We start from the raw sequence: 26,301 nt of genomic DNA on the forward strand, positions 1-26,301 counted from the left end.
CCACCTGTTGGAACTAGGCAGACGTATCCCGCAAGACGGCGATGCCGTCGGCCGCGCACACACCCAGCCCCAAAGGCCGGACAAACAGCGGATTGATCTCGGCTTCCAGTAATTGATCCTGCAAAGCCTCGGCCATACGCGAGAACGCCAGCACCGCCTCGACAAGCGCCGGGACGTCTGCAGGCTCCCGTCCGCGATATCCATCCAGCAAAGGCCACGTCTTCAGGCGCCGCAGGGCCGCTTCGACCTGATCCGCTCTCAACGCCGAGCCATCCGCCGGCAGCAGCAGCAAAGTCGTGTCGCGGACCAGTTCGGCAACCACGCCGCCCATGCCCAGCAAAATGGCGGTGCCCAACGGGTCCTTGTGCAACCCCACGATCACCTCCGCCGCGCCGGACACCATTTCCTGGACCAGATACGCCTTGGGCTCCCTACCCGTATGCCGCTGCACATCGGCCGCCATCTGCCGCATCCGTTGGCCGATGTCTTGCGGGGAAACATTGACGGCAACGCCGCCGACATCGCTTTTGTGCGTGATTTCGCCGGACAAGAGCTTCAGTACCACGCGCGGTCCCAGCTTCTGGGCGGCGTCAACGGCCTGCGCTTCGGTGCTCACCACGAACTCCCTGACGCCTTGAACACCAAAGCGGGCGAACAACGCCTTGGCCTGGGCTTCATCGAGCGAACCGTGCTCTTCGCAAGTAACTGGCTCCTGCGCTGCGGTTCGCGTATGGTCCGACTCCGAGTGCACCGCGCGCGCCTGCACTTGCCACATCGCCGACAAGGCCGCGCTGACGCTCTCCGGCGCGTGGAACGCGGGAATACCGTAGCGACTGAGCATCTCCGCCGCGTCTGGGGCATGCGGGCTGATATAGGCCAGCAGTGGCTTGACGCTAAGCGCGAGCGAGTCCCTGAGCGCATCCGCCATCAGTTCCGGCTGCGCCACCGCGGACGAGCCCACGATCACGACGAGTGCATCGTAATCATCGCTTTCGAGCACGATGCGGATTGCGCTGCGCAGCAGGTCCGGCTGCAAGCCCGCCAGCGTGACGTCGATCGGGTTCCGGTCCAAGGCCGCGTGGTCCCCCTTTTGCAGCGCTCGCAGCGCCTCGCCGGTGCGCGCATCCGGGGCCGGCAGCGCGAAGCCCGCGACGCCCAGGCAGTCCGCGACTAGCGTGCCCGCCCCGCCTGTCGACGTCAGGATCGCCACCCGGCGGCCGCCGAGCTTGCGTTCGTTAGCCAAGGCCGCCGGAATATCCAGCAGATCCGAAAAGGTTTGCGCGCGAATGATGCCGACCTCTTCGAACAACGCGTCATACATGCCGTCTGCGCCCGCCAACGCACCCGTGTGCGACGCTGCGGCTTGCGCCCCGGACTCCGACCGCCCGATCTTGAAGGCCACGATGGGCTTGCCAACGAGTGCGGCCTTACGCGCGGCCGCGCGGAATGTCCTGGGGTTGCGAATGGTCTCCACGTACAGCGCGATCACACGGGTCGCCGGATCGTCGGCCAGCGCGTCTACAAAGTCGGCCAGGTCCAAATCGACTTCGTTGCTCGTGGAGATCAGCTTGGAGAAGCCGATGCCCCGGGCCGCGGCGCGCGACAGCAACGCGCCCAGGATGCCGCCACTTTGCGACACCAGGCCAATTGCGCCGCTGTGGAGCTGGTCCATCGCCAGCGCCCCGCTAGCGGACAAAGTGATACGATCAGTCAGATTGACCAGCCCGATCGTGTTCGGCCCCAGGATCCGCATACTGCCTGCCGCTTCACGTAATTCGCGCTGACGGCGAGCGCCCTCCTCGCCCGTCTCGGAATAGCCGCTGGCAAGCACGATTGCCGCGCCCGTACCAATAGCAGCCAGATCGCGGATGGCCTGTTGCGTACGCTCGGCTCCGAGCAGCACGATCGCCACGTCGGGCGCCTCCGGCAAGGAATGCACGTCGGGATAGCAACGCAGGCCATCTATTTCGGAAGCCTTGGGATTCACAGGGTAGATCCGTCCCGGAAATCCATGCTTGCGCAAGTAACCCACCGGCCGGCCCGATGTCTTGATCGGATCGGCAGATGCCCCGACGACGGCTACGCTTTGGGGTTGTAGCAACTTCTCAAGGCCGCTCACTTTGCGTCTCCCTTGGCCTGGGCCATCTTGGCCAGAAACGCGGTCACGGAATCGCGATGCTCAGTGCTCGTGTAGCAAATTCCCTGAGCCTGACTGCCCATCGCGAACACCTGATCCGCCGTCAGTTCGGAGCTCTGATCCAGAATCGACTTGCTCAGGGCCAGCGCAGTGGCGGATCCTTGCGACAATTCCGCGGCCCACGCCTGCGCTGTCCTCAGTTCATCGCCGGCAGGGGCCAGGCGGTCGGCAATGCCCAGCGTGAGCGCTTCATCAGCCGCGACCTTGCGGCCGGAATAGATCAAGTCCTTGGCGCGCGCAAGACCCACCCGGCGAGGCAGGAAGTACATGCCGCCCCCGTCCGGAATCAGCCCCCGGGCGATGTAGCTCCAGGTAAAAGTCGCGTTTTCGGACGCAACAATGAAATCGCAGCTCAATGCGGTATCCGCACCCAGGCCGGCGGCCGCGCCATTCACCGCCGCAATCGTCGGCTTGGGCATGCGGAACAGCAGACTGACCGCATGGTGCACCCGCTGCTGGCGGGACCAACCATTGAAAGCCACCTCGCCCGCGGGCGCATCCATGCGGCGCTGCATGCCCGAGATATCCCCGCCTGCGCAGAACCCCTTCCCCGCGCCAGTCAACACCAGCGCCTTGATGGCGCGATCCTGGGAAACGGATTCCAGTGCATGGATCAGCTCAGCACGCATCGGGTCACTGATCGCGTTGCGCTTCTCCGGCCGGTTCAACGTCAGTGTTGCCACGCCCTGATCCGTTTGAAGTTTGATGAATTCGTAGTCCGCCATCTCTAAGCTCCGTGATATCGAAACGCCAGCGGTTCCCGTTGCGGAATTTTTCCTGGCTAGCTCTGATGACACAGTAAGCGGTACAGTTGCTGAAAACACTTCCTTATTTCCACAGGATGGAATTGCATGGCTGCGTCTGCTAAGCCCGAGCCCTCTACTCGAACTCGTGATCGTTTCGATGGCATCAGCCAGAATCGATCCCTCGAACGCGGCTTGGAAATACTGCGCGCGTTTCGACCTGGCACCGATTTATTGGGCAATGGCGAACTGGCGGAACGCACCGGACTGTCGGCGGCGACGGTCAGCCGACTGACGCAAACCCTGGTGACGAGCGGCTTTCTGGAACACGACCGGGCAGCACGCGCCTACCGGCTTGCCGTGCCAGTGCTGAGCCTGGGGCACGCCATGCGCGCCGCCTCGCCCGCTCTGAAGGCGGCCACCCCGCTGATGCAGGAGCTCTCCAACAAGCTCAAGGTCAATGTCGGCCTGGCCGCGCCGGATCGCGCCGAGATGATTTACCTGGAATCCATCAGGTACAACCGCAAACCGGCCCTACGCACGATCGTGGCAGGCCAGCGAGTGCCTATTGAACTGACATCGCTGGGACGCGCCTATCTGGCCACACTGGACGCCGCCGCTCGCGATGCGCTGATACGCGGCATCAAGCGGAGCTACCGCAGCACAACTTGGAAGCCGGTCGGCGCCGAAATCGACGCCGCGATCGCCCAAGTTCACGCCGATGGCTACTGCGTCGCGTCCTGGCAGCCTGGCGTAGTTGCGATGTCGACGCCTCTGAGACTGTCGAGCGGTCGGACGATGGCGCTGAATCTAAGTCTGACGACTGACGAACCATGCGCGCCGGTGGCGCGACGATATGTGGGAGAGCTGTTGGCGCTGAAGGATCGTATTGCTCATGGGCTGGCGCTTTCTGAACCCGATACTTTCCCTTAGCGGGTCCACATGCAAGCGTCTGAAGGATCTCGCGCGAGACAGACTGCAGCCGCGCGTTTCCTCCCAATATGCGTTCGAGCATCAAGCGCTTTGTCTCCTCCTTCATCGAATCATTTTGCTCACGCTTGAACGCGATCAAGCGGGTAACGCCCGCGTTCTCGATCAGCACATCCCCTAGAGGTGGGTCCATGGGGGATTGCTGCAGCAGATTTACGCATATGGGGCGCATCTCTCCGCCGGTCTGTTGCCCAACGATCAAGCCCAAACTCTAAAGAAAGTTTCCTATGACAATATTTTCGTACGGGTCCATAGAGTCTGCACATCCGTGGCGGTCTGATTGGAACAAACGACGGCACAACAGATTAACGGCAGCACTTTTGACAGACTCGCCGCACCACCTGTATGTCGGCGGGAGGCGGGCTCCCAAGAAATTACGGTGTCTCTCCTGCCAGCCTCCCCGTGCAGTTCCATAAGGCCAATTAAGGGAAAAAGGGTAAAATGGGCAAAAAGCCTATTAAGGCTCAACCAACCCGCTGTAGGGAGAACGATCATGGCTGCTTCCGCATTGCTCGCTGAACCTATCACCCGCCTGCCGACGAAGCCCGCCTCGGCAGTCAAGAAGGACGGCTGGCGGGGTGTCGTGCGCAGTCTTGCCGCCGCCGAAGGAAGGCTCGTCGTCACGAACCACGATGAGCCGGAGGCCGTGATCATGACGGTGGCCGAGTACACACGGATCATGGACGCGCTGAGCGCTGCCCAGGCCGCCGTGCCGGACCTGGTCGAAGACCTGCGCCGCAGCTTTGATCAACGACTTGCCGCGCTGTCCGCCCCCGACGCGGCCGAGCGCCTGCGAAGCGTTATGCGCAACCCTGGCCCGTTGGCTGGCCGGGTTAAGGCCGGATCCACATTTTGATGGAACGCCCGATTCTGTACGTGCTGGCGGGAGTGAATGGCGCCGGCAAAAGCTCAGTGGGCGGCCATATCCTGACTCAGGCCGGCATGGCCTGGTTCAACCCTGACACCTTCGCTCGTGAGCTTGTACAGCGCTTGGGCCGGTCCCAGGACCAGGCCAATGCCGAGGCCTGGGCGGAAGGGGTGCGGCGGCTGGACGCGGCCGTGGCGGCGGGCGGGTCGTTCGCCTTCGAAACCACTCTGGGCGGCCAGACCATCGTGGAAAAGCTCATCGCCGCGGCGTCGACACACGATGTGCTGGTCTGGTACTGCGGCCTGCGCGACGCCGAGCACCATATCGCGCGAGTGCGGGCCCGGGTGGCGCGCGGCGGCCACGACATCCCCGAAGAACGCATCCGCGAACGCTGCAAGACGTCCTGCCGCAATCTGCTGAAATTGATGCCGCGCCTGGTCAGCTTGCGGGTCTACGACAACAGCGTGGACGTAGAGCCTGGCGAGGCCGTGCCTGAGCCGGCTCTGGTCCTCTACGTGGACGAGGGCCAGGTGCACTATCCCACTTCGCTTGCGCAGATGCGGGACACGCCTGATTGGGCGAAGCCGCTCGTTGAGGCCTCGTTGTCGGCCAGCGAGTAGTGCAGCCTGCGCTCAGTATAAAAGAGGCCGCGCCGGCGCGGCTCCTCGGAGCACGCTGCATCCCGGCGACGCGGCGGCCCGCGGCATCGGCGAAGGCGACATCGTGCGGCTGTTCAACGATCGCGGCGCCTGCCTGGCCAGCGCCACGCTCAGCGACCGCATCATGCCAGGCGTGGCGCAACTGCCCACCGGCGCCTGGTACGACCCGGTGCGGGACGCGCAGGGCGAAGTGACGATGTGCGGCCACGGCAATCCCAACATCCTGACACGTGACGTCGGCACCTCGTCGCTGGCGCAGGGTTGCAGCGGCCAGTTGACGGCGGTGCAGGTTGAGCGCCATGACGGACCATTGCCGCCGGTCCGGGCCTTCGATCCGCCCCAAACGGCAGCGTCCGCGCGCTGACACCGCGCCCCGCTGCCCGCTATCCCGGCAGCTTGCCGTGTTTGTGCTCGGCGCGTTCGGCCAGTCGCAGCGCCATGTCCTGCTGGCGCTGCATCAGGTCGGCGATCTGCTCGGCATAAAGATCGATGAGATCGCCGCCCACCGGCTCCGGATCAGCTCCGTCGTCGATCGCCACGACGGCCCCCGCCTGGTCCACGCCCCAGATCCGGCTGCCGTCGCCCACGATCTTCAGCACCGGCAGGATGCCGGGCAGACCGGCCTCGGCAAGCTGACGTTGCTGCGCCGAAATGCTGGCCCATTCGGGCAACTCCGGCGCATCGATGCCCAACAGCACCACGCCGCGCCAGAAGGTCCAGGCCGGGCCGACTTCGAACTCCTTGGGGCGCGGCCAGACTTCCTCGCGCGCCATCACGCACAGGCCGTTGGTGCGCTGGCAGAAGGCCGCGAACGCCACCGGCAGCGGGAACCCGACAGCGGCCTCCAGGCTCGCGATCGCGGCCGCATCGGGCGCGGGCGCGGCCACCACCTCGAAATACGCGGAGTCCACGGGGTCCAGGATCTCCCATATGCGTTTGTGGAACTGTTCGGCGGTCATGGTCATGCAAGTTTCCTGAATCAAAAGACAAGTCCCGGCCCGCCGCCAGGACGGGAGGCCGGAATGGCACAACACTATAGCCGCGAAGGTGGCCGCGTGGCCCCCGTTTTGGCGCGACATCGGCGGGCAGTGGCATCTCTCCGATGGCCGGCTGCCGGCTGCCCGCGGCGATCAGTATCTGGGAAAACTCATTGCGGAATGCGCCGCCTCGACATCCCCGCATCGCATGGCAATACAGCATGCGGGGCGGCCGTTGATTCAATTCGCGTATGCGCCACGCTGACAGTTGTGTCCAACGATGAAAACCATGGCGACATTCCGCACCATCCGCCATACTCGACACCTCTGACGCGTCAAACAGGCAGAGGAGGATTCGCGATGAAAGACGCGGCTCGACATATGGGATATCGGGCGGCAGCGCGCGGACAGTCGCTAGAGTCGTGCCCTTTTATGCGGGCCGACAAGTTGCCCACTCGCACAGGCGAAAATCTCACTCACTGGCGCGAGAAAGTTGAAGCGTGGGAGCACGGTTGGCACGAGTGCGTCAATGCACGCCTTCCCCTCATACGCGATGAGGCCAAGGCTGCCGACAAGGCTCCGGAAAAAGACAGCAGCCATTAGCAGCGCCAGCTTCGACAAATGCCGTATTGCACGACATCGGAACCCGATGTAATTTTCCGATGCCCTTGGAGGGGGTGGAAACCTCCGCGGGACATCCACCCGGTCACGCGCCTTCTTCGCCGCGTGTCGCGGGTGGGCCGCAGCTGGCCAACTCGCCTCCTAACCTCGGCGGCGCGGCCCGGTCCACCGCTCAAGCGCTTGCAGCCGCGCAGCCTCGGCCTGCCGCAGCGTCCGGTAGAACATCGCGCCGCTGGCGACCAGCGCGCCAAGATCCTTCTCGTCAAGCTTCGGGGCGAGTCGCTCCAAATGGCCGGCATAGATCACCAGCACGCGATCCCAGTCGTCGAGGTTCGGCGCGGGTGCGGGTGTCGAGATCATCATGGCCAACAATTCTTCACTGTCCATACGCGGCCTCTGTCAGAAGCAGTCAGGATCTCATGCCGCACGGCAGCGATCGGAAAGCAAGAGTAAGAACAGCCTACCGGCGTCACAAGCCTTGCCAACCGTTGCACCCGGGCGGACCATTCAGCAAAGTTACGCTGGCAAACATCCCAAGGACCGCGGCGCACCTGGCCAGTGCAGCAGCACTATTGCGTCGCCCCCCGATCGGGACAACACTAATAACCGTCTCCACCCCGACGGTAAAGCCTGAATTCCCATAGGGCCCAGCGCAGAAGAGGTGTGACCTGGGCTGGCGAGACATCACGGCCGACCGCTACGAACATCACGAACGGACTGCAATGCTCCGCGCCCTACGCCACGGGCCCTGGCCGGCATGAACAGGCCGGTGAAGATTTCCGGGGGCTTTCCCATGTACGCTCACATCCAGATTGGTGTTCATGACCTCCACGGCATGACCACCTTCTATGATCGGGTGCTGCACGAGCTAGACTTGGTGCGCCTCACCGACCTGCGCCAGATCGGGCCGGCCGGTGTCATCTGGCGCAGGCCCGGTGCACGCTGGCCCCAGTTCGTCATCAATCTGCCCCTCAACGGCGAGCCGGCAACGACGGCAAACGGCTCGCAGGTGAGCTTCCTGGCGCCCAGCCGAAGCGCGGTGGATGCCGCCTGGGAAGAAGCGCTTGCCGCGTCTGGCAAGGACTTGGGCCGACCAGGTCTGCGTCCCCGGTACGCGCCTGATTTCTATGCGGCTTATTGCCTGGATCCGGAAGGCAACAAGCTGTGTTTCGTGCATACCCCCTAGCCAGGCGCCGCCCGCTCCGCCAGGGCGCCGCCCCCCTCTCTTGCTGGCACGATCCATGCTGGCGCCCAAGGAACGCGAGCCCACGCCAAGGAAGACAACGGCGGACATTCGGCTTGGCGCGTCAATCCAACCGCCTCGCTGGGCGCAAGGGGACAGCAATGCGCAATTCGGAAGATTCCCGCATGCCTCGCGGCGGCCGGGGCGAAAGGCAGGCAATCCACACGCCACGGCGTACCCGGGGGCCATGGCAGCTGTTGGCCCTTTGGATTCTGGTGGTCGCCGTCCTGCTCCTGGTTGGCCTCGTGTGGCGCTGGTCGCAGTAGCGGCAAGCCACATAAGCCATCTGGCTCATTCGCTCTGGGCGTTGGGCACGGACCGCGACGACTGCGCTGTAGGCACTGGCGTTACGCGCCAGATCGTGTTCGATAGATCGTCGGCGACGATCAGCGCACCTTTCGGGTCAACCGTCACGCCTACGGGGCGGCCGCGAGTCGTGCCATCGCTATCGCGAAACCCGGTGACGAAATCGACCGGCGGACCAGACGGCCTGCCGTCCCGGAACGGGACGAACACCACTTTGTAACCCACGGGCTCGCTGCGATTCCAGCTGCCGTGTTCGCCAACGAAGACCCCGTTGGCGAACCGCCGCCCCATCGCATCCGTCGAAAAGTCGACGCCCAATGCCGCAACGTGCGCACCCAGGCTGTAATCCGGCTTGATCGCCGCCGCGACCTTGGCCGGGTCCTGAGGCCTTACGCGAACATCGATATTCTGCCCCCAATAACTGTATGGCCAGCCATAAAAAGCGCCCTCTCGCACCGCCGTCAGATAATCGGGGACCAGGTCCGGGCCGATCTCATCCCGTTCGTTTACGACGGCCCACAGCTGGCCTGTATCCGGCTCAATGGCCAACGCCGTCGGGTTGCGCAACCCCGTGGCGTAGGTCTTGTATTCGCCGGTGCTTGCGTTTATCCGCCAGATACGCGCTCGATCAACCTCCGCCGCCATGCCCCGCTCCGTGATATTGCTGTTGGAACCAATGCCGACATAGAGATATCGGCCATCCGCGCTGGCAGCCAGCGCCTTGGTCCAGTGATGGTTGATTTCCGATGGCAGCAGCGCCACCACCTGGGGCGGACCCGTCGCCTTGGTCTGCCCCGGCTGGTAGTCGAACCGCACCACGGCATCCTGGTTGGCAACATAGAGCTTGTCGCCTACCAACGCGAGGCCATAAGGCGCATTCAGGTTCTCGGCAAAAGTCGAAACCTCGTAAATGCCATCGCCGTCGGTATCGCGCAGCAGGCCCAACCGGTTGCCGCCTTCCACCTGGCTTGTGCCGCGGGCCTTGATGATGCCGGCTATCACGTCCTTGGGCCTGAGCTTGGCAGCGTTGCCGCCCCGGCCCTCCGCCACCAGGATGTCGCCATTGGGTAATACCAGCGTCTGCCTCGGAATTTTCAACCCGGTCGCGATGGCTTTTACCCTATAGCCATCAGGCACTGTCGGAACGCTATCGCGCCATTGCTTGGGCTGCGCGATCACCATGTCGGGCAACAGCCTGCGCTGCGGCTTCGGCAAATCGGGAGACGGACCCACCTGCGCGGTTTCCGCTTGGCCGCTACAAACCCCAACCATGACTGACAGCGGGAATGCGGCAAACAAGCCCACGTATCTCATACGGTTCCCCTGACATACGGAGCGCGCAAGCCCAGCCACATCGCCGCACAGGCAAGCACCGTCGTAACCACCGACAGGGCCAGGCCAACCGGCATGCTGCCCCATGCGTCGCTGGCATGTACCAGCGCGTTGAAAACGCCAATTATCCACACGGCCGCGAGTAGCAACGCATAGGGCACGGTCCTGCGCGGCTGCCGGCCACGCCGGAACAAATCGACAATGGCGAAGGCCAGCGCGATACCGCCGAACACCAACGCCCCCAGGAGCAGCCAGGCGGCGAAATTATTCCACTGGACGTGTAAAGATTTCGCATACGCTATATCGCTGAGGGCCGTCCCGAGAAACAAGGGAAACATCCCCGCCAGGAATACGGCGTGCACGGGATGTACGGTCAAAACGTACCTGTCCACGATATTGGGGGTCACGTCAATCTCCTCCTGAGCGACCGGCGCCGGCCATCGCGGTGCCACGCGCTCGCTACCACCGCCTGCGCGCGGGGTCACCTCGCCGGTTGCGCCGGTTCAGACACCTGCGCCAGGGTTGCGCCCGCCCCATCGGCCTTGGCCGCGATATCACCCAGGGACACTACGCCAACCAACTGCTTGTCCCTGTTCAGGACCAGCACGCGGCGCACCATTTCAGATTCCATCATCGACTTCGCCACCTCGATCGGGTCGTCCTCGTAGCACCAAATGGGCCGCTCCGACATCGCATCGTCAACCGTGGCCGCATCGGGCGCCGCGCCACGAGCAGTACACCGAACGGTGATATCCCGATCGGTGATGACGCCCACCAGCCGCCTGCCGTCGCAAATAGGAAGCTCTCCAACATCGAGGTCCGCCATCAATTCGGCGGCCCGCCGAATTGATTCTCCCTGGACGATGTAGGCCGGTTCGGGGGTCATGATTTCAGATAGACGCGTCATAATGTGCTCCTTGGCGTGTGTGTGGATGCGTTGCCTGGCGTGCTTGCCGCGCGGACATGCCGTTGCGCAGCAAGCAGCATGCCCTGCCTGGTCAATCGAAGCCGTCAGCCACACGGGGAGGTCGTGAAGACCGGCAGTGTCTCCCAGGCGATCGCGACCGAGCAAAGAGCACAGAGCAGCCCGGTCAACCTGGCGTGAAACGCTGGCAGGCCGCGGGTGCGGACGCGCCTGTACTGGCGCAGGGCCACCGCGCCCATGCCGGCAAGGGCTGAAGCGCTGGCGGCCACGATGATCCATGACGATGCCGCCAACCCGAGCCAAGGCGCGGTCGGGACATGACCCGCGCACGCCGTGGCGTTGATCGCATAGATGAAAAGGTAGTGAGCCAGCCATATCATGGGCGGCGCAACCAGGAGAAGCAGGTCAGCCCCGGAGCGTGATTTCATGGCGCTAGCCTGCCAGAAGGGGGAAGCCGTGTGTCAAGCCCAGGCTCAAACATCCCTGCGCCACGGTGTAGTGCCAAAGAATCGCCGTGCTGTCGAAACAGGCCCGGCGGGACGCGCTGAGCCTGCCAGCCGCGCTCCTGGCGATCGTGAATGCGCCCATCAGGGCGCAAAACGCGACGAAGGCGGCCTGCAGGCCCACCAGCGCATAGACCGAGGCTTCGTAAGCGGATGCCTGCGGCCGCAAGCCGGCCCGCCAATGCTCCTGTGCGTCCAGGCACACCGATACCGATAACAAGGCAATCGCCAGGGCAATAGCCGATTTCAGGTATCCAGGCCGGCCTCTTCGCAGCGCGCGCCCGGCCAAGGCCACCATCGCCGACGATCCCAACAGGAGCGCAGCCGATAGCCAAACCCATGCCGAAGCCAGGCCGTCGCCAACCGGGAAGGACTTCGCCGGAGCCGCCATCCGCAGGAAGAGGTGCGAAAAGGCCAGCGAACCGAAGATGCTCGCGCATACCATCACCAGCATGATCATCGCCCACCAGGCATGCGATCCGCTGCCCATGCACGCCGTGGGCAACCGCAGCCCTGCGCCTATGTCCACCTCCATCCGGTCCGGCGCCGTGTCGGTATCCCAGAGCCAGCGCCACAACGACACGACAGCCAGCAGGCCGAACAGACCCGCAACCATGGGCAGCTTGAAGGTGAGCAAAAGGAAAAATCCCGCGGTGCCCACGGCCGCCAACAACGGCGACCAGGCCGGGCCGGGCAACGCCAACACGTAGTCGGGCCGGGCGTCCACCGCGCTGGTGACCAGCGTGGTGCGCAGGCCCGCGGGAGCATGGGGCAGGAAATGCCTGCCGGCCTCGACCTGCGCGGCCAGTTCGGGCTGGTCCCACAACGGTTCGCGGCTGGCGACTCGTGGCACGCTGCGCACGCCATAAGTGTCGGCCGGCAGCCATTCCAGCGTGCCGGCATCCCAGATGTTTCCCGCCCCCGCGCCCAGGGTGGGCCGAAAGCGGCGGACCAAATCGAACAGGAACACCAGTACGCCGGCGGCAATGAGATAGGCGCCAGCCGTGGACAGGAGGTTCAATGCGCTCCACCCCTGGCTCTCGGCATAGGTGTATACCCGCCGGGGCATCCCGGCCAGGCCAGTGAAGTGCATCGGAAAGAAGGCCAGATTGAATCCTGAGAACATCAGCCAGAACGACCAGCGGCCCAGGCGTTCGGAAAGCGCCCGCGCGCTGACGAAGGGCATCCAGTAGTAGAACGCGGCGAACAGCGGAAACACCATTCCGCCGAACAGCACATAGTGCAGATGGGCGACGACAAAGTAGGTGTCGTGCACTTGCAGGTCAAACGGGATGACGGCCACCATGACGCCGGTCAACCCGCCCAGGACGAACGTGAAGAAGAATCCCAATATGAAGAGCATCGGCGTCTTCAGGGGCCGCAGCCGGGTCGCGGCGGCGATGGTGGCGATCCAGGCGAACACCTGAATCGCCGTCGGCACCGATACCGCCATGCTGGCGGCCGACGCGAAACTGAGCGAGAGCGGCGCGATGCCCGTGGCGTACATGTGGTGCACCCAGAGCCCGAAGCTGATGAATCCCGTTCCTACCACGGCCGCCACCACAAGCGGGTATCCCACCAGGCGCGCTCCCGTCATGGCAGGGATGATCATCGACACCATGCCGGCCGCTGGCAGGAAAATGATGTAGACCTCGGGGTGGCCGAAGAACCAGAACAGGTGCTGCCACAATAACGGCGCTCCGCCACGTTCGACGATGAAGAAGGGCATGTCGAAGGCCCGTTCCAGTTCCAGGAGCATGGTGGCAACGATGACGGCCGGGAACGCAATGATCACCATGCCACAGAAAACCAGCATCACCCAGGCGTAGATCGGCATCCTGTCCAATGTCATCCCGGGGGCACGCGTGCGCAGTATGCCCACGGCCAGCTCTATCGCTCCGGCGATTGCCGAAATTTCAATGAATCCGATGCCGAGCAACCACAGGTCTGCATTCAGGGCCGGCGAGTATGCGGCGCTCGTCAATGGCGGATACATGAACCAGCCGCCATCCGGCGCGAGCCCGACGAAGATGCTGCAGAAGAAGACCAGGCCGCCGATGGCGTACGCCCAGTATGCGTAGGCGGACAAGCGCGGAAACGGCAGATCGCGCGCGCCCAGCATGTTCGGCAAGAGCAGCACCGCGACAGCCTCCACTGCTGGCACGGCGAAGAGGAACATCATCACCGTCCCGTGCATGGTGAACAGTTGGTTGTACAGCGCATGCCCGACCAGCGCATTGTCCGGCACTGCCAACTGGGTACGCATGACGAGCGCGAGCACGCCAGCCAGCAGGAAGAACAGCATGGCGGTGCCGATATAGAGCAGGCCTATGGACGTGTTGTTGACGATCGTCAGCGCGCGCCACCCGGTGGGACGGCGCCATGCGCGTTGCAGGCCCTCCAGCTCTCCGTCCGGGCGCGGGAGGGGATTGGGGAGCTCGCTTGGCGCGCGGGCACGTGTCGGATCCGGCTTCACTTCAGGGATCCAAGATAGCCAGCCACGGCGCGCAATTCTTCGCCGGACAGGTTGCCAAAGGCTGGCATGAGATTTCCTGGCTTGATGTGCTGGCTGCCCGCGATCCAGCCTGCCAACGCGCCTGTGTTGTTGGCCAGCGTACCCGCCGCCAGTCGGCGCCGGTCGGCCACGTGGGTCAGATCCGGCCCCAAGGTGCCTGCCGCCTGCGAGCCCCGCACGGTGTGGCACTGGGCGCAGTCGCGCAGGAAGATATTCGCACCCGCTCGCAATTCGGCGCCCGGCTCGGCGGCTGAACGGCGTTGCGCCATCAGCCATGCATCGAAGTCCGCGGCGCTCAGCGCCTGCACGTCGAACTGCATCTTGGCGTGCTGCGCGCCGCAGTACTCCGCGCACAGGCCACGAAACACGCCCGGCTCGCGTGCCAGCAGGCGCAGTCGGTTGACCTTCCCGGGAATCAAATCCAATTTCCCGGCCAGAGCGGGCACCCAGAAGCTGTGGATGACATTGGCCGAGGTCAGCCTGATCTCGACCGACGCGCCGACAGGGATCCGTATGTCATTCGCCGTTTCAAACAGCAGCGCGCCAGTCCTGTCCCGATAATGCACTCGCCACCACCAGAGTTCTCCCGCGACATCGATACTAATCGCGGCTTCCGGGCCGCGCCCCATGGTTGCGGCCACCTGCAGCGCGTAGGCAAGCAACGCCGTAAGAATGGCGACGGGGAACGCCACCCCTGCCACCACGATCAACCTGGGCCGGCCAAGCATGCCGCGAAGCCTTGCGGGCCCGAACATCGCCGCGCCGAGCATGATCAACGTCAACAGGAAAATCAGTCCGGCCCCCACCGACAATACCCAGGCGGTTTCGGCGATCGAGGCAGCCTCTTCCCCCCTTGGATGCAGGACCGATGGCATGCCCGCCCACGCACCGGGAGAGGCAGTGGCCACTATGGAGGGAAAAAGGGGTGACATATCCACGAGCGGCGCCACGAAGAAATTGTCAGGGGCAGGCCGAACCGCCGGCCTGCGCGGATGACCGAACTTGAGGACCCGCTTCAGCATGTGGCATGCCCGGTATGCGCGTGCAGTCTACCGGTACGGCATTTGCTGAGCGCGGGAGTCAACGTCTCTACAGGCCCAGACCTTGCACCGCCTCGCCCGCCCCGCTCCGGCGCTCCTGGCCGTCGCCCTCATGCTATTGGGTGCGTGCGGAGACGCCCGTCAATCGCTGGCGCCTCCCGGCCGGCCAGGGCAACTGGAGGGCGCCGATCCCGTCCGGGGCCGGCTCCTGATATCCGAAAGGGGATGCCTGAGCTGCCACAGGGTTGCGGGAATAAGCGGTCCGGCCTCTCGAATCGGGCCACCGCTCACTGACGTGGGCAGGCGGGCCTACCTGGGTGGCTGGTTGCCGAACACCCCTGACAATCTGGTGCGCTGGCTGCTTGACCCGCCCGCGGTCAATCCCCGCACCGCCATGCCCGCCGCGGACCTCACGCCCTCACAAGCGCGTGATATCGCCGCCTTCCTGCTCAGCCGCCGTTGAGCTCCCGGACACCGCCATGAGCAGCCTGAAAGTCGCCGGCCTGACCATCCTGGCATGCGTGGCGGCCGGCGCTGTGCTGGGCGCGGCGGCCGTCTGGTTCGGCTGGTACGACGTAAGCGCCACCGGCTCGCATACCGCCGTCGTGCACGAACTGCTGGATACGGCGCAGACACGCTCGGTAAGGCGCCGGGCGAGCAGCATCGACGTCCCGGACCTGAACGCGCCGCGCATGCAGCAAGAGGGATATGCGCTCTACCAGCGGCATTGCCTGCAGTGCCACGGCGCGCCGGGCATCGCTCCCGAACCTTATGCGCGGGGATTGAACCCGGCTCCCGCCGCGCTTGTCGCAACGGCCCGCGACCGCAGCGCGGCCGATATCTTCTGGATCACCCGGCAAGGAATCAAGATGACGGGCATGCCCGCCTGGCAGTATCGGCTGACGGACGCCGAAATCTGGAGCATTGTCGCGTTCCTGCGCGTCCTGCCGACGCTGTCGCCCGAGGCCTACGGGAAGTGGGAAACGGGGGCGGCACCCTCGCCGCCTGCCAGGCCGGCGCCAACCACGACACGCGCGGGGGACCCCGTTGCCGGTCGCGCAGCGCTGCAACAGCATCTCTGCGCGACCTGCCACGTCATTCCGGGCGTGGCGGGCGCGCGCCATCATGTCGGGCCTTCACTGGCCGGTATCTCGCAACGGCCGTACATCGCGGGCGGGGTGCCCAACACCTCGGCCAATATGGAACGCTGGCTGCGCGACCCTTCCGCGGTGAAACCGGGATCCGCGATGCCCAACCTCGGCCTGGACGAACAGGATGCGCGCGATATCACTGCGTTTCTCGGATCGCTGCCCCCCGCCGACTAGCGGCGCAATAGCGTTGCCCGCGCCGCCCGCATGCGGCGGGGCACAAGGAAACGCTCAGTTCACCGTGATGTTCGCCTGTTTGATCAGGTCGGCAAACCGCGGGACATCCCGGGCGATGAGCGCCTGGAAAGCGGCCGCCCCCTGCTCCTGCTCGGCCGGCGCCTGGGCCGCCAGCTTGTCCAGGGATTCGCGCACGCCGGGGCTTTTCAGCGCCCCGGCCAGGGCCTGTTCCAGCCGCGCGACCACGGCGGGCGGGGTGCCGGCGGGCGCGGCGATGCCGTTCCACACGCTCATATTGAAATCCGGCACGCCCGCCTCGGCGAACGTCGGCACGTCGGGAATCTGCGGCAGGCGGGCGGCGGACGCCACCGCCAGGGCCGTGACGCGTTTGCCCTCGTGGATGGGAATCATCGTGACGGTCTGGTCGATCACGGCGTCCACCGTGCCCGCCATCAGGTCGGCGATCGCCGGGCCCGCGCCGCGATACGGGATCTGCATCCCTTGCGTATGGGTCACGTGCATGAAATAGGCCGCGGCGATATGGCTGGTGGATCCGGACCCGGCGTTGCCGAAATTCACGTCGGCGCCGTTTTTCTTCAAGCGCGCGACGAACTCGGGCAGCGTGGCGATGCCGCTTTTCTTGCTGACCGACAGCACCATCGGCACCGTCGCCACCAGCCCCACCGCGCTCATGTCGCGGCGCGGGTCGAACTTGCTCTTGGGGTACAGCGACGGCGCAATGGCCAGCGAACCCATGTTGCCGAAGGTGATGGTGTAGCCGTCGGGCGCGGCGCGGGTCACGCGCTGGTTGCCGATCATGGTGCCGCCACCGCCCAGGTTTTCCACCACCACGGTCTGGCCCAGGTTTTCGCCCATGGCCTGCGCCACGATGCGGGCCAGCCCGTCGGTGGATCCGCCCGCGGCGTACGGCACCACCATCGAGATGGCGCGCGTGGGATAGTCTTGCGCCGATGCGTTGGCGCCAAGCGCGATCAGGCCGGCGCCCAGGGTCGCCAGAAAAGTCTTCTTCATGTCTTGCTCCTCGCTGTGTTCGCCGGCGGCAGCCGGCCCTCCGCCTTGTCCTGGCGGATTCTCGTGATGCAGGTTGAAAAGGCGGCGCGACCGCGGCCGCGCCGTGTCGAAGCGACCTAGCGCTTCCTGGCGGCCAGCTCCACGCCGGCCAACTGCTCGGACAGGCGCGCGACGGCGGTGTGGTCCTGTCCCTTGCCCAGGGTCTTGCCCGCGGCGGCCCACAGCTCGCGGCACAGCGCGGCGAACGGGGTGGGCGTGCCGGTATCCGTGGCGATACCCAGCGCGATGCCCAGGTCCTTGACCATCAGGTCCAGGCCAAAGCCGGAATTGAACTGGCGCGACAGCACGAATTGCTTGAACTTTTTCTGCGTGGAATTGTTCATCCCCGTCGACGCATTCAAGACATCGACGATCACTTCGGGATCCAGGCCGAACTGCTGGCCAATCAACATGGCCTCGACGCCGATCAGGAAACCGCCGGCCGACACCAGGTTGTTCAAGGCTTTCATGGCGTGGGCGCTGCCCACCTCGCCCACGGCCGTGATCGAGGTGCCCATGGCGGACAGCGCGGGCCGCACGCGTTCCAAGGTGGCGGCGGGGCCGCCGAACATGATCGCCAGTTCCCCGCTGCGCGCACGCGGCACCCCGCCCGACACCGGCGCGTCCACCATCTGGCTGCCGGCGGCGGCCACGGCCTGGGCCAGCCGCTGCGTATGCGCCGGCACGCCGGAACTCATGTCGACCACGACGCTGCCCGGTCGCAGGCCCGCCAGCACGCCTTGTTCGCCGGACAGCACCTGCTCGACGATGGCGCTGGTGGGCAGCATGGTGAAGACGATGTCCGATTGCGCCGCCAGCGCCGCGCAGGTGGCGGCAGCCTGGCCGCCGACCTCTTGCGCGAACCTGTCGGCCTGGCCCGGCACGGCGTCGTAGACCGTCACTGCGTAGCCGGCCTGCGCCAGGCGCGCCGCCATCGGCCAGCCCATGCTGCCGATGCCGATCAGGCCCGCGCGTTCTAGCGATGCGCTCATGCCCGTTGCTCCTTGAAGGCGCCCTCTTCCTCCAGCACCTGGTTGGCCACCTTGAAAGCGTCCAGGCCCGCGGGAATGCCGCAATACACGGTGGCCTGCAGCAGGATTTCCTTGATCTCCTCGACGCTGACGCCGTTGTTCAGCGCGCCCTTGACGTGCAGCTTGATCTCGGCCGGACGGTTCAGCGCCGTGAGCATGGCCAGGTTCAACATGCTGCGCGTCTTCTTCTCCAGGCCAGGACGGCCCCAGGCGTAGCCCCAGCACCACTCGGTCGTGATGCGCTGGAACGCCATCATGAAATCGTTGGCGCGGGCCAGCGAGCCGTCCACGTATTCGGTGCCGAGCACCTCGCGGCGCAGGTCCAGGCCTTGGTCAAAGAGGGCTTGGGTTTCGGATTTGGTGTCTGCCATTGGGTTCCTCGTTGGTGGTGACGACGGGCGTCGAACCGGCGCTGGTTCGGCCTCGTTTGTCTGATTGTCAGTCAATTTTCGTCCGAACGTCAATAGTCCTATTGTCAGACAATATGCTTGACCGCTTAAAAAATGAACACAATAATGCGGCAAAGCGCCGGGCTGGCTGCCGTGCGCACCTCCCCCACAAAAAGCCAGGAGACAAGCATGAACAACCACCCCAAGCAGGCCGTGCGCCAAGGGCGCCGGCAATTCGTCGCCGGCCTGGGCGCGGCCGCCCTGGCGGCCTCGCTTCCCGGCCGCGCGCTGGCGGCGCCCGCCGACATCAATGTCGGCGTGATCCTGCCGCTGTCCGGCGCCAACGCGCAGTTCGGCATCAATTCGCGGCAAGGCCTGGAACTGGCCGCCGACGAAATCAATGCGGCCGGCGGCATCAAATCGCTGGGCGGCGCCAGACTCAAGCTCATCATCGCCGACGCCACCTCGCAGCCCACCACCGCCGCCACGGTCGCCCAGCGTCTCATCACGCAGAACCGCTGCGTGGCGCTGATCGGCGCCTACGCGTCGTCGCTGACGCTGGCCGTGTCCGAGGTGACCGAACGCCGCGGCATTCCCCTGCTGACCATGTCGTTTTCGGATGTGCTGACCGAACGCGGCTTCAAGCACATCTTCCAGGTGGTGTCCAAGGGCTCGGTGCTGGGCCGGGCCCAATACGACTACGCCGCATCCGTCGTGGCCGGCGCGTCCGAAATCAGGAAGATCGCGCTGCTGTACGAAGACACGGCCTACGGCACATCGCAGGCCGTCGGCGTGCGCAATGCGGCCAAGGCGGCCGGCGCGCAGATCGTGCTGGACGAAGCCTACCCGCTGGGCATCACCGACGTCACGCCACTGATCAGCAAGCTGCGGGCGTCGGATGCCCAGATCGTGTTCCCGGTTTCCTACCTGAACGACAGCCTGCTGATCATCCGCGTGATGCGCCAGCAGCGGTTGACGGTGCCCATCGTGGGCGGCGCGGCGGGCTACGTGATCCCCGATTTCGCGAAAGCGCTGGGCCAGTATTCCCAGGCGGTGTTGTCGATCGCCCCTGCCAACTACGACCAGGCGCCGGAATACACCGAACGCTACCGCAAACGCTTCGGCACTTTCATGCCCCATGAAGCGCTGGAACATGCGGTATGCGCGGGCGTGCTGGCCCAGGCGCTGGAGGTGGCCGCATCCGACAAGCCCGAGGCGGTGTCCAAAGCGCTGCGCGCGCAAAAGTACGACCAGGGCTGGGCGGGCGTGATGTCGGGCGGCGGCGTGCACTTCGACGCCAACGGCCTGAACACCCTGGCGCAGCCCGTCATGGTCCAGTGGCAGGACAACGAGCTGGTCTCGGTGTGGCCCCAGGCGCTGGCCAAGGGCCGCGTCATCACCGCCAGCTGAGCACGCGGCGCGAACCGGAGGATCGACATGCAATTCTTGCAGGCGCTGGTGGACGGCATTCTGCTGGGCGGCGTTTACGCGGTCATCTCGATCGGGCTGACGCTCGTGTTCGGGGTGGTCTCCATCGTCAACTTCGCCCAGGCCGAATTCCTGATGGTGGGCATGTTCGTGGCGTACTTCGCCTGGAAACTGTTGGGGCTGGACCCGCTGGCGGGATCGCTGCTGTCGTTCGCGGTGGCCTTCGTGCTGGGCGTGCTGACGCAGAAGTTCCTGATAGACCGCGTGCTGAGGGCCCCGGCGGTCGCGCAGATATTCCTGACGGTGGGCTTGCTCATCGTCATGGAAAACCTGGCCTTGATCCTGTTCGGGTCGGAGTTCCGCTCGGTGCAGACCCCGTACCAGATGACCGCGCTGGCGGTCGGCCCGATCCTGCTGGCGGCGCCGTATCTGCTGGCCTTCACCGTGGCCTCGGTGGCCGGGCTGGCGCTGTGGTGGGTGCTGAAGAAAACGTGGTGGGGCATGGCGGTGCGGGCGACGGCGCAGGATCCCATGGCGGCGCGCCTGTCCGGCATTTCCACCCATCGCGTGCACCAGCTTGCCTTCGGCCTGGGCGTGGGACTGACAGCGCTGGGCGGCGGCATCATCCTGCCCTACCTGACCGCCTCCACCACCGTGGGCGCGCAGTTCAGCGTGCTGATGTTCACGGCGGTGGTGCTGGGCGGGCTGGGCAGCGTGATGGGCGCGGTCGTCGGCGGCATCGCGGTCGGCGTCATCCAGTCGCTGTCCTCGCTCGTGCTGCCCATGCAGCTACAGAACCTGGTGCTGTTCGCCATCTTCATACTGGTCCTGGCCGTGCGCCCGGAAGGTCTTCTGAAAAGGGCTGCGTGATGGCCATGAATCGACAACTCCTTCCGTGGGCCGCGCTGCTGGCCGTTGCCTTGGCCGCGCCCTGGATGTTCGAGGACCAGGGTTACGGCATCCGCGTCCTGACGCTGGTGCTGCTGTTCGCCGCGATGGGCCAATCCTGGAACATCGTGGGCGGCCTGGCCAACCAGATTTCGCTGGGCCACGCCGCGTTCTTCGGCCTGGGCGCGTATACCTCCACCCTGTTGCTGATGCGCTACGGCATTTCTCCCTGGCTGGGCATCGTGGCCGCGATGGCGGTGGCCGCCGTCGCGGGCGCGCTGCTCAGCCTGCCCACCATGCGGCTGCGCGGCCACTACTTCGCGCTGGCCACGCTGGCGTTCGGTGAAGTGCTGCGCGCCATCGCCAACACCTGGGCGTCGGTGACGGGCGGGCCGGTCGGCCTGTCCATTCCGTTTTCGGAAGGCCTGGCGCAGATGCAGTTCAAGTCCAGCATCCCGTATTACTACCTGATGCTGGGCGCCGCGCTGATCACGTCGGTCGTCTTCGCCGTGATCAGCCATTCGCGCCTGGGCTACCGGCTGCGCGCCGTAAAGGCCAATCCGCAGGCGGCGGAGGTGATCGGCGTGGACACGGCGCGCACCCGCATCCTGGCCGCCGTCATCTCGGCCGCGCTGATGGGCGCATGCGGCACGCTGTACGCGCAGTTCATCTACTTCTTCGATCCCGACACCGTGTTCTCGCTGGTGGGCATTTCGGTGCGCGTGGCGCTGATCTGCATCATTGGCGGCGTGGGCACCGTGGCCGGGCCGCTGATCGGCGCGCTGGTCATCATTCCGCTGGAAGAAGTGTTCAACGACTGGCTGTCGGGCCACACCGCCGGGGTTTCCCAGCTGGCGTTCGGCCTGATCCTGATCGCCATCATCCTGATCGAGCCGCGCGGCCTGTCGGCGCTATGGACGCGGCTGCGCAACCTGACGCGGGGCCAGCATGCCTGACATCCTGAAGGTATCGAACATCCAGCGCCGCTTCGGCGGCCTGAAGGCGGTGGACGACGTGTCGTTCAGCGTGGCCCGCGGCGACATCCTGGGGCTGATCGGTCCCAACGGCGCCGGCAAGACCACATTGTTCAACCTGCTGGTCGGCCTGTACGCCAGCCAGGGCGGCCGCATCGAGCTGGACGGCGAGGACATAACCCGGCTGCGCCCCCATCAGATCGCCGCGCGCGGCATGACCAAGACGTTCCAGAACGTCGCGCTGTTTCCCGAGATGACCGTGCTGGACAACGTGCTGGTCGGCGGGCTGCTGCGCCATGACGTGGCGCGGGCGCGCCGGGTCGCGCGCGACAACCTGGACCGGGTCGGCCTGTCCGCCATCGCCGCCAAGCCCGCCGGCGAGCTGTCTTTCCCCGAACAGGCGCGGGTGGAACTGGCGCGCGCGCTGTGCACCGATCCCAAGGTATTTCTGCTGGACGAGGTGATGGCGGCGCTGAACGAATCCGAGATGGATGCGCTGCTGGACCTGATCCGCGCGCTGCGCGACGAGTCCGGCATCACCTTCATCGTGGTCGAACACCACATGCGCGCCATCATGCGCCTGTGCAACCGCATCCTGGTGCTGTCTTTCGGCCAGAAGATCGCCGAAGGCGCCCCGGCCGCCATCGCCGCCGACCCGACGGTGATCGAAGTCTATCTGGGCAAATCGATGGAACAGGTGGAGGTGGCCGCATGAGCCTGCTGCAGATTCAAGGGCTGACCGCCTCCTACGACCGCAGCCCCGTGCTTCACGACGTATCGCTGGACGTGCCCGAAGGCAGTTTCATCGCCGTCGTCGGCGCCAACACGGCGGGCAAGAGCACGCTATTGCGCTGCATTTCCGGGCTGCTGGACAAGGTCGGCGGCAGCATCGCTTTCGACGGCCGCCAGATCCTGCGCCTGCCGCCGCACCGCATCCCGGAGTTGGGCATCGCCCACGTCCCGGAAGGGCGCCACGTCTTTCCCGAAATGACGGTGGAGGAAAACCTGTACCTGGGCGGCTACACGCGGCGCCGGGACGCGGCGGGCCTGAAGCGCGGTTGCGAGCGCGTCTATGCCCTGTTCCCCCGGCTGCATGAGCGGCGCCGGCAGTTGGCCGGCACGCTGTCCGGCGGCGAACAGCAGATGGTCGCCTTCGGCCGCGCGCTGATGCTGGATCCGCGCCTGCTGCTGCTGGACGAACCCAGCCACGGCCTGGCGCCCAAGGTGGTCGAGGAAATGCACCAGGCCATGATCGACATCCATCGCAGCGGCTTGACCATCCTGCTGGTGGAGCAGAACACCCGGCTGGCCCTGTCCGTGGCCGAGCACGCCTATGTGTTGCAGTCCGGCACGATGGTGCTGTCCGGGCCCAGCGGCAGCCTGCTGGAAGACAGCCGCGTGCGCGCCGCCTACCTCGGGCTGTAACCATGGGCCGCCGGCGGGATATATTGCGTCTTTACGTTGAACCGGCGGTTCGCCGCGGCCGGGCCAAAAGCCCGCGTTGCCGCCCGCGCCCGCCGCTATGCTAAGCGAGAGACAGCCATGCCCACCCCCACCGGCGCAGTATTCGAAAAACCGACCACCCTGCGCACCCGCGTCGAGGAATACCTGCGCGCCTCCATCATGGACGGGCGCATCAAGGGCGGCGAACGCCTGCGCGAAGTCGAACTGTGCGAACAGTTGAACATCAGCCGCAGCACGCTGCGCGAAGCGCTGCGCACGCTGGAAGCCGAGCGCCTGATCTCCATCGAGCCGCACCGCGGCCCGACGGTGGTGCGCATCACCGAAAAGGCGGCCCGCGACCTCTATTCGCTGCGCGCCCTGCTGGAAGGCTACGCCGCGCATGAATTCGCGCGGCTGGCCAGCGACAGCGACGTCGAACGCCTGCGCAAGGCCGTCGACGCGCTGCACCGCCAGGCCAAGGGCAGCAACAAATCGGCATTGCTGGCGGCCAAGCGCGATTTCTACGACGTGCTGCTGTCGGGCTGCGACAACGACCTGATCAAGGACATGCTGCCCGGCCTGCTGTCGCGCATCAACCTGCTGCGGGCGACCTCGTTCGCGCGCCCGGAACGGCTACCGGAAAGCATGGCCGAAATCGACTACATCTTCGAGCGCATCCATGCTCGGGATCCACAAGGCGCCCAGGCGGCCGCACAGAGCCATATCGTCAACGCGGAACGCACCGCGCTCGACGTGCTCAGGCGCCAACAAGAGGAGGCATCCGCAAGTGAAGGCGATCGTCCAGGAACTGAGGGCCGCGGCGGCCCTGGCGCAGCAGGATAGCGAATTCATCGCCGCAGCCAGGGGCCTGCCGTGCGCCATCTGGCTGCAAGCCGGCGCGGATCCGCAAGACCGGGTCCCTGCCTGGGCGGGCCAGCCCGCCGCCCCCTCGCAATGCCTCGTCATCAGCGCGCCGCCCGACACCTGGCGCAAGCTGCTGGATCCCGTGCCCCCTCCCGGCTACCACTCGTTCACCGCCGCGCAGCGCCAGGCCCAGGGCCTGCGCGTCAAGGGCGATGCCCTGGCCATCGCCCAGGCCCTGCATCCCCTGGAACGGCTGTTCGAGATCCTGCGGGGCCAGATCGACGCCGCCCCCGCCCTGCTTGACCGCGGCGCCATCGCCGGCCATTACGCCAACCTGGACCTGGGCGCGGCGTCCGCCTCCCTCTACTATGAAACCAGCGGGCTGTCGGATGGCCCGCCGCTGCTGATGCTGCACACCGCCGGCGCCGATTCGCGCCAGTACCACGCGCTGATGGCGGACGCGGCCCTGCGCCGCCAATGGCGCATGATCGCCTTCGATCTGCCCGGCCATGGCCGCAGCATGCCGCTGCCAGGCCGCGCCTGGACCGAAACGGGCCTGACCCGCGACGCCTATCTGCAGACCTGCCTGGCCGTCATACGCCAGGTGGCCGGCGCGCCCGCCGTCCTGCTGGGCTGTTCGATGGGCGCCGCGATGGCGCTCGTTGCCGCCGCCCGCAGTCCCGGCGACGTGGCGGGCGTCGTGGCGCTGGAAGCCCCCTGGAAAGCCACGGGCCGGCGCACGCCCATGCTATGCCATCCGCAGGTCAACCAGGCGGCGCACAACCCGGCCTACGTGCGCGGGCTGATGGGACCGGCCGCCACGCTGGCGGCGCGCCGCGACGCCGCCTGGATCTACGCGCAGGGCGGTTTCAACGTCTACGCCAACGACCTGTGCTTTTACAGCGAGGACTTCGACGCCGCCGAGCACCTGACCGGCCTGGATACCGCGCGCTTCGGTGTGTCGCTCCTGACCGGCGCCTACGACTACTCCGCCAGCCCCGACGACAGCCGCCGCGTCGCCGCGCGGATTCCGGGCGCGCGATTCACCGTCATGCCGGAGCTGGGCCACTTTCCCATGGTCGAGAATCCGCAACGGCTGCTGGACTATCTGATGCCCGAACTCGACCACATCCGCACCGCCCGGGGAATCCAATGATGCTGCCCAACCACGAAGTCTATGCATTGCGCTACGCCACCGTCGCGCGCCGCCGCGGCCAGAACTTCATCTCGCCGCCCGACCCGCATGACGGCCCAATGCCGATGGATTATTTCGTCTGGGTCATCCGCCAGGGTCCGCGCGTCTGGCTGGTCGACACAGGATTCAACGAAGCCGCGGCCCGGGCGCGCGGCCGCGAGTTCCTGCGCTGCCCCATCGATGCGCTGCGGACCCTGGGCATCGCCCCGGCCGACATCCAGGACGTTATCGTCACCCACCTGCACTACGACCACGCCGGCAACCTGCGCAAGCTGCCGCGCGCCCGGCTGCACTTGCAGGAAAGCGAACTGCACTACGCCTGCGGGTGCAACATGCGCTTCGACATGCTGCGCCACGCCTACGCGGTCGAAGATGTGGTCGACGTGGTGCGCGGCGTCTATGACAAGCGGGTGGACTTCTACCACGGCCACGACGAGCTGGCGCCGGGCCTGCAGCTGCTGCACATCGGCGGCCACACCCAAGGACTGCAGGCCGTGCGCGTGCATACGGCGCGGGGGTGGATCGTGCTGGCTTCCGACGCCAGCCACTACTACGACAACATGAGGCTGGATGCGCCCTTTCCCATCGTGCTGAACGTGGCCGACATGCTGGCCGGTTACGCGACCCTGCTGAAGTACGCCGAAAGCGCCGACCACATCGTGCCGGGCCACGATCCGCTGGTGCGCTTGCGCTATCCCGCCGTTGTGCAAGGCAACGCCGAGATCGTCGCGCTGCATCGTGATGTGCAGCCGGGAACGCCATAGGATGCGCACC

At 65.8% G+C, this 26,301-nt stretch carries 28 protein-coding genes and 1 pseudogene; 16 read left to right on the plus strand and 13 right to left on the minus strand.

What is annotated here, in order from left to right; all coding sequences use genetic code 11:
- Nucleotides 1-13: 13 nt before the first annotated feature.
- Nucleotides 14-2,119 (minus strand): acetate--CoA ligase family protein, encoded by a 2,106-nt coding sequence (locus ACUTAG_RS03805; protein WP_148318629.1) that lies wholly within the window; start codon nucleotides 2,117-2,119, stop codon nucleotides 14-16.
- Nucleotides 2,116-2,922 carry an enoyl-CoA hydratase/isomerase family protein gene (locus ACUTAG_RS03810; RefSeq protein WP_020928637.1) on the minus strand — a complete coding sequence of 269 codons (807 nt, stop codon included), beginning with the start codon at nucleotides 2,920-2,922 and terminating at the stop codon, nucleotides 2,116-2,118. Before ACUTAG_RS03810 ends, ACUTAG_RS03805 begins: the two co-directional genes overlap by 4 nt.
- Before the next feature lie 126 nt (nucleotides 2,923-3,048).
- Between ACUTAG_RS03810 and ACUTAG_RS03815 the strand changes: the two genes are divergently transcribed.
- The 4 genes and pseudogenes from ACUTAG_RS03815 to ACUTAG_RS03830 all read left to right on the plus strand — a co-directional run.
- Entirely contained in the window at nucleotides 3,049-3,873 is an 825-nt protein-coding gene (locus ACUTAG_RS03815) for an IclR family transcriptional regulator (RefSeq protein WP_058664870.1), read from the plus strand.
- Nucleotides 3,874-4,423: 550 nt separating this feature from the next.
- Entirely contained in the window at nucleotides 4,424-4,786 is a 363-nt protein-coding gene (locus ACUTAG_RS03820; protein ID WP_148318627.1) for a hypothetical protein, read from the plus strand.
- Nucleotides 4,786-5,418: an AAA family ATPase gene (locus tag ACUTAG_RS03825; protein WP_020928640.1), complete on the plus strand. Its 633-nt coding sequence runs from the start codon at nucleotides 4,786-4,788 to the stop codon at nucleotides 5,416-5,418. The genes ACUTAG_RS03820 and ACUTAG_RS03825 overlap by 1 nt, the downstream gene beginning before the upstream one ends.
- Before the next feature lie 52 nt (nucleotides 5,419-5,470).
- Nucleotides 5,471-5,821, plus strand: a pseudogene (locus ACUTAG_RS03830) (molybdopterin dinucleotide binding domain-containing protein); the annotation flags it as partial.
- A gap of 19 nt (nucleotides 5,822-5,840) precedes the next feature.
- Here ACUTAG_RS03830 and ACUTAG_RS03835 read toward each other — a convergent pair.
- Nucleotides 5,841-6,422 (minus strand): hypothetical protein, encoded by a 582-nt coding sequence (locus ACUTAG_RS03835; protein ID WP_020928642.1) that lies wholly within the window; start codon nucleotides 6,420-6,422, stop codon nucleotides 5,841-5,843.
- Between the two features lie 393 nt (nucleotides 6,423-6,815).
- Between ACUTAG_RS03835 and ACUTAG_RS03840 the strand changes: the two genes are divergently transcribed.
- Complete coding sequence (locus tag ACUTAG_RS03840) at nucleotides 6,816-7,037, plus strand: CrpP-related protein (protein ID WP_396027363.1); 222 nt, start codon at nucleotides 6,816-6,818, stop codon at nucleotides 7,035-7,037.
- 159 nt (nucleotides 7,038-7,196) lie between these two features.
- On the opposite strand, the gene ACUTAG_RS03845 is transcribed toward ACUTAG_RS03840, so the two are convergent.
- On the minus strand, nucleotides 7,197-7,442 hold the full coding sequence (locus ACUTAG_RS03845) for a hypothetical protein (protein WP_047991308.1): 246 nt from the start codon (nucleotides 7,440-7,442) through the stop codon (nucleotides 7,197-7,199).
- 406 nt (nucleotides 7,443-7,848) lie between these two features.
- On the opposite strand from ACUTAG_RS03845, the gene ACUTAG_RS03850 reads away from it, so the two are divergent.
- A complete protein-coding gene (locus ACUTAG_RS03850) occupies nucleotides 7,849-8,241 on the plus strand; it encodes a VOC family protein (protein ID WP_148318625.1) in 393 nt (130 codons plus the stop codon).
- A 348-nt stretch (nucleotides 8,242-8,589) separates the two neighbouring features.
- Here the strand turns inward: ACUTAG_RS03850 and ACUTAG_RS03855 are convergent, their stop codons facing one another.
- The 6 genes from ACUTAG_RS03855 to ACUTAG_RS03880 form a co-directional block, all read right to left on the minus strand.
- Complete coding sequence (locus ACUTAG_RS03855; protein ID WP_392388260.1) at nucleotides 8,590-9,876, minus strand: PQQ-dependent sugar dehydrogenase; 1,287 nt, start codon at nucleotides 9,874-9,876, stop codon at nucleotides 8,590-8,592.
- A 38-nt stretch (nucleotides 9,877-9,914) separates the two neighbouring features.
- Nucleotides 9,915-10,343, minus strand: coding sequence for a DUF2231 domain-containing protein (locus tag ACUTAG_RS03860; RefSeq protein ID WP_054445541.1), 429 nt, complete (start codon nucleotides 10,341-10,343; stop codon nucleotides 9,915-9,917).
- A 74-nt stretch (nucleotides 10,344-10,417) separates the two neighbouring features.
- Nucleotides 10,418-10,843: a CBS domain-containing protein gene (locus ACUTAG_RS03865; RefSeq protein WP_047991312.1), complete on the minus strand. Its 426-nt coding sequence runs from the start codon at nucleotides 10,841-10,843 to the stop codon at nucleotides 10,418-10,420.
- 104 nt (nucleotides 10,844-10,947) lie between these two features.
- Nucleotides 10,948-11,289, minus strand: a complete 342-nt coding sequence (locus ACUTAG_RS03870) for a hypothetical protein (protein ID WP_053074741.1) — start codon at nucleotides 11,287-11,289, stop codon at nucleotides 10,948-10,950.
- A gap of 4 nt (nucleotides 11,290-11,293) precedes the next feature.
- Nucleotides 11,294-13,840, minus strand: a complete 2,547-nt coding sequence (locus tag ACUTAG_RS03875) for a cbb3-type cytochrome c oxidase subunit I (protein WP_148318621.1) — start codon at nucleotides 13,838-13,840, stop codon at nucleotides 11,294-11,296.
- Nucleotides 13,837-14,901 (minus strand): cytochrome c oxidase subunit II, encoded by a 1,065-nt coding sequence (locus ACUTAG_RS03880; RefSeq protein WP_223821452.1) that lies wholly within the window; start codon nucleotides 14,899-14,901, stop codon nucleotides 13,837-13,839. The genes ACUTAG_RS03875 and ACUTAG_RS03880 overlap by 4 nt, the downstream gene beginning before the upstream one ends.
- 130 nt (nucleotides 14,902-15,031) lie before the next feature.
- On the opposite strand from ACUTAG_RS03880, the gene ACUTAG_RS03885 reads away from it, so the two are divergent.
- Nucleotides 15,032-15,382 (plus strand): c-type cytochrome, encoded by a 351-nt coding sequence (locus ACUTAG_RS03885; protein WP_081322495.1) that lies wholly within the window; start codon nucleotides 15,032-15,034, stop codon nucleotides 15,380-15,382.
- A gap of 16 nt (nucleotides 15,383-15,398) precedes the next feature.
- The gene (locus ACUTAG_RS03890) at nucleotides 15,399-16,244 is read left to right on the plus strand and encodes a c-type cytochrome (protein WP_148318619.1); all 846 of its coding nucleotides are present in this window, start codon (nucleotides 15,399-15,401) and stop codon (nucleotides 16,242-16,244) included.
- 54 nt (nucleotides 16,245-16,298) lie between these two features.
- Here the strand turns inward: ACUTAG_RS03890 and ACUTAG_RS03895 are convergent, their stop codons facing one another.
- The 3 genes from ACUTAG_RS03895 to ACUTAG_RS03905 all read right to left on the minus strand — a co-directional run bounded on the left by ACUTAG_RS03895 (nucleotide 16,299) and on the right by ACUTAG_RS03905 (nucleotide 18,717).
- The gene (locus tag ACUTAG_RS03895) at nucleotides 16,299-17,276 is read right to left on the minus strand and encodes a Bug family tripartite tricarboxylate transporter substrate binding protein (RefSeq protein WP_058664877.1); all 978 of its coding nucleotides are present in this window, start codon (nucleotides 17,274-17,276) and stop codon (nucleotides 16,299-16,301) included.
- 116 nt (nucleotides 17,277-17,392) lie between these two features.
- Nucleotides 17,393-18,307, minus strand: a complete 915-nt coding sequence (locus ACUTAG_RS03900; RefSeq protein ID WP_058664878.1) for an NAD(P)-dependent oxidoreductase — start codon at nucleotides 18,305-18,307, stop codon at nucleotides 17,393-17,395.
- Complete coding sequence (locus ACUTAG_RS03905; protein ID WP_020928645.1) at nucleotides 18,304-18,717, minus strand: carboxymuconolactone decarboxylase family protein; 414 nt, start codon at nucleotides 18,715-18,717, stop codon at nucleotides 18,304-18,306. Before ACUTAG_RS03905 ends, ACUTAG_RS03900 begins: the two co-directional genes overlap by 4 nt.
- Nucleotides 18,718-18,924: 207 nt before the next feature.
- Here ACUTAG_RS03905 and ACUTAG_RS03910 point away from each other — a divergent pair, with 207 nt between their 5' ends.
- The 8 genes from ACUTAG_RS03910 (at nucleotide 18,925) to ACUTAG_RS03945 (ending at nucleotide 26,291) form a co-directional block, all read left to right on the plus strand.
- Nucleotides 18,925-20,145 carry an ABC transporter substrate-binding protein gene (locus ACUTAG_RS03910; RefSeq protein ID WP_020928646.1) on the plus strand — a complete coding sequence of 407 codons (1,221 nt, stop codon included), beginning with the start codon at nucleotides 18,925-18,927 and terminating at the stop codon, nucleotides 20,143-20,145.
- A 27-nt stretch (nucleotides 20,146-20,172) separates the two neighbouring features.
- Nucleotides 20,173-21,033, plus strand: coding sequence for a branched-chain amino acid ABC transporter permease (locus ACUTAG_RS03915; RefSeq protein WP_020928647.1), 861 nt, complete (start codon nucleotides 20,173-20,175; stop codon nucleotides 21,031-21,033).
- Between the two features lie 5 nt (nucleotides 21,034-21,038).
- On the plus strand, nucleotides 21,039-22,007 hold the full coding sequence (locus tag ACUTAG_RS03920; RefSeq protein ID WP_223821453.1) for a branched-chain amino acid ABC transporter permease: 969 nt from the start codon (nucleotides 21,039-21,041) through the stop codon (nucleotides 22,005-22,007).
- Nucleotides 22,000-22,740 carry an ABC transporter ATP-binding protein gene (locus ACUTAG_RS03925; protein WP_020928649.1) on the plus strand — a complete coding sequence of 247 codons (741 nt, stop codon included), beginning with the start codon at nucleotides 22,000-22,002 and terminating at the stop codon, nucleotides 22,738-22,740. The genes ACUTAG_RS03920 and ACUTAG_RS03925 overlap by 8 nt, the downstream gene beginning before the upstream one ends.
- Nucleotides 22,737-23,450 carry an ABC transporter ATP-binding protein gene (locus tag ACUTAG_RS03930; protein WP_020928650.1) on the plus strand — a complete coding sequence of 238 codons (714 nt, stop codon included), beginning with the start codon at nucleotides 22,737-22,739 and terminating at the stop codon, nucleotides 23,448-23,450. The genes ACUTAG_RS03925 and ACUTAG_RS03930 overlap by 4 nt, the downstream gene beginning before the upstream one ends.
- Nucleotides 23,451-23,567: 117 nt before the next feature.
- Entirely contained in the window at nucleotides 23,568-24,311 is a 744-nt protein-coding gene (locus ACUTAG_RS03935; protein WP_047991317.1) for a GntR family transcriptional regulator, read from the plus strand.
- Nucleotides 24,256-25,488, plus strand: coding sequence for an alpha/beta fold hydrolase (locus ACUTAG_RS03940; protein ID WP_054445547.1), 1,233 nt, complete (start codon nucleotides 24,256-24,258; stop codon nucleotides 25,486-25,488). The genes ACUTAG_RS03935 and ACUTAG_RS03940 overlap by 56 nt, the downstream gene beginning before the upstream one ends.
- Nucleotides 25,485-26,291, plus strand: coding sequence for an N-acyl homoserine lactonase family protein (locus tag ACUTAG_RS03945; RefSeq protein WP_020928653.1), 807 nt, complete (start codon nucleotides 25,485-25,487; stop codon nucleotides 26,289-26,291). Before ACUTAG_RS03940 ends, ACUTAG_RS03945 begins: the two co-directional genes overlap by 4 nt.
- Nucleotides 26,292-26,301 lie beyond the last annotated feature (10 nt).

The organism is Achromobacter sp. CSND-B12, assembly GCF_052906545.1.

What these genes read in the sequence shown, in the direction of transcription:
- ACUTAG_RS03810 (WP_020928637.1), bottom strand. Translation starts at nt 2,922, where the DNA reads ATGGCGGACTACGAATTCATCAAACTTCAAACGGATCAGGGCGTGGCA.
- ACUTAG_RS03815 (WP_058664870.1), top strand. Translation starts at nt 3,049, where the DNA reads ATGGCTGCGTCTGCTAAGCCCGAGCCCTCTACTCGAACTCGTGATCGT.
- ACUTAG_RS03820 (WP_148318627.1), top strand. Translation starts at nt 4,424, where the DNA reads ATGGCTGCTTCCGCATTGCTCGCTGAACCTATCACCCGCCTGCCGACG.
- ACUTAG_RS03825 (WP_020928640.1), top strand. Translation starts at nt 4,786, where the DNA reads ATGGAACGCCCGATTCTGTACGTGCTGGCGGGAGTGAATGGCGCCGGC.
- ACUTAG_RS03835 (WP_020928642.1), bottom strand. Translation starts at nt 6,422, where the DNA reads ATGACCATGACCGCCGAACAGTTCCACAAACGCATATGGGAGATCCTG.
- ACUTAG_RS03840 (WP_396027363.1), top strand. Translation starts at nt 6,816, where the DNA reads ATGGGATATCGGGCGGCAGCGCGCGGACAGTCGCTAGAGTCGTGCCCT.
- ACUTAG_RS03845 (WP_047991308.1), bottom strand. Translation starts at nt 7,442, where the DNA reads ATGGACAGTGAAGAATTGTTGGCCATGATGATCTCGACACCCGCACCC.
- ACUTAG_RS03850 (WP_148318625.1), top strand. Translation starts at nt 7,849, where the DNA reads ATGTACGCTCACATCCAGATTGGTGTTCATGACCTCCACGGCATGACC.
- ACUTAG_RS03855 (WP_392388260.1), bottom strand. Translation starts at nt 9,876, where the DNA reads ATGGTTGGGGTTTGTAGCGGCCAAGCGGAAACCGCGCAGGTGGGTCCG.
- ACUTAG_RS03865 (WP_047991312.1), bottom strand. Translation starts at nt 10,843, where the DNA reads ATGACGCGTCTATCTGAAATCATGACCCCCGAACCGGCCTACATCGTC.
- ACUTAG_RS03870 (WP_053074741.1), bottom strand. Translation starts at nt 11,289, where the DNA reads ATGAAATCACGCTCCGGGGCTGACCTGCTTCTCCTGGTTGCGCCGCCC.
- ACUTAG_RS03880 (WP_223821452.1), bottom strand. Translation starts at nt 14,901, where the DNA reads ATGCTGAAGCGGGTCCTCAAGTTCGGTCATCCGCGCAGGCCGGCGGTT.
- ACUTAG_RS03885 (WP_081322495.1), top strand. Translation starts at nt 15,032, where the DNA reads ATGCTATTGGGTGCGTGCGGAGACGCCCGTCAATCGCTGGCGCCTCCC.
- ACUTAG_RS03890 (WP_148318619.1), top strand. Translation starts at nt 15,399, where the DNA reads ATGAGCAGCCTGAAAGTCGCCGGCCTGACCATCCTGGCATGCGTGGCG.
- ACUTAG_RS03895 (WP_058664877.1), bottom strand. Translation starts at nt 17,276, where the DNA reads ATGAAGAAGACTTTTCTGGCGACCCTGGGCGCCGGCCTGATCGCGCTT.
- ACUTAG_RS03900 (WP_058664878.1), bottom strand. Translation starts at nt 18,307, where the DNA reads ATGAGCGCATCGCTAGAACGCGCGGGCCTGATCGGCATCGGCAGCATG.
- ACUTAG_RS03905 (WP_020928645.1), bottom strand. Translation starts at nt 18,717, where the DNA reads ATGGCAGACACCAAATCCGAAACCCAAGCCCTCTTTGACCAAGGCCTG.
- ACUTAG_RS03910 (WP_020928646.1), top strand. Translation starts at nt 18,925, where the DNA reads ATGAACAACCACCCCAAGCAGGCCGTGCGCCAAGGGCGCCGGCAATTC.
- ACUTAG_RS03915 (WP_020928647.1), top strand. Translation starts at nt 20,173, where the DNA reads ATGCAATTCTTGCAGGCGCTGGTGGACGGCATTCTGCTGGGCGGCGTT.
- ACUTAG_RS03920 (WP_223821453.1), top strand. Translation starts at nt 21,039, where the DNA reads ATGAATCGACAACTCCTTCCGTGGGCCGCGCTGCTGGCCGTTGCCTTG.
- ACUTAG_RS03925 (WP_020928649.1), top strand. Translation starts at nt 22,000, where the DNA reads ATGCCTGACATCCTGAAGGTATCGAACATCCAGCGCCGCTTCGGCGGC.
- ACUTAG_RS03930 (WP_020928650.1), top strand. Translation starts at nt 22,737, where the DNA reads ATGAGCCTGCTGCAGATTCAAGGGCTGACCGCCTCCTACGACCGCAGC.
- ACUTAG_RS03935 (WP_047991317.1), top strand. Translation starts at nt 23,568, where the DNA reads ATGCCCACCCCCACCGGCGCAGTATTCGAAAAACCGACCACCCTGCGC.
- ACUTAG_RS03945 (WP_020928653.1), top strand. Translation starts at nt 25,485, where the DNA reads ATGATGCTGCCCAACCACGAAGTCTATGCATTGCGCTACGCCACCGTC.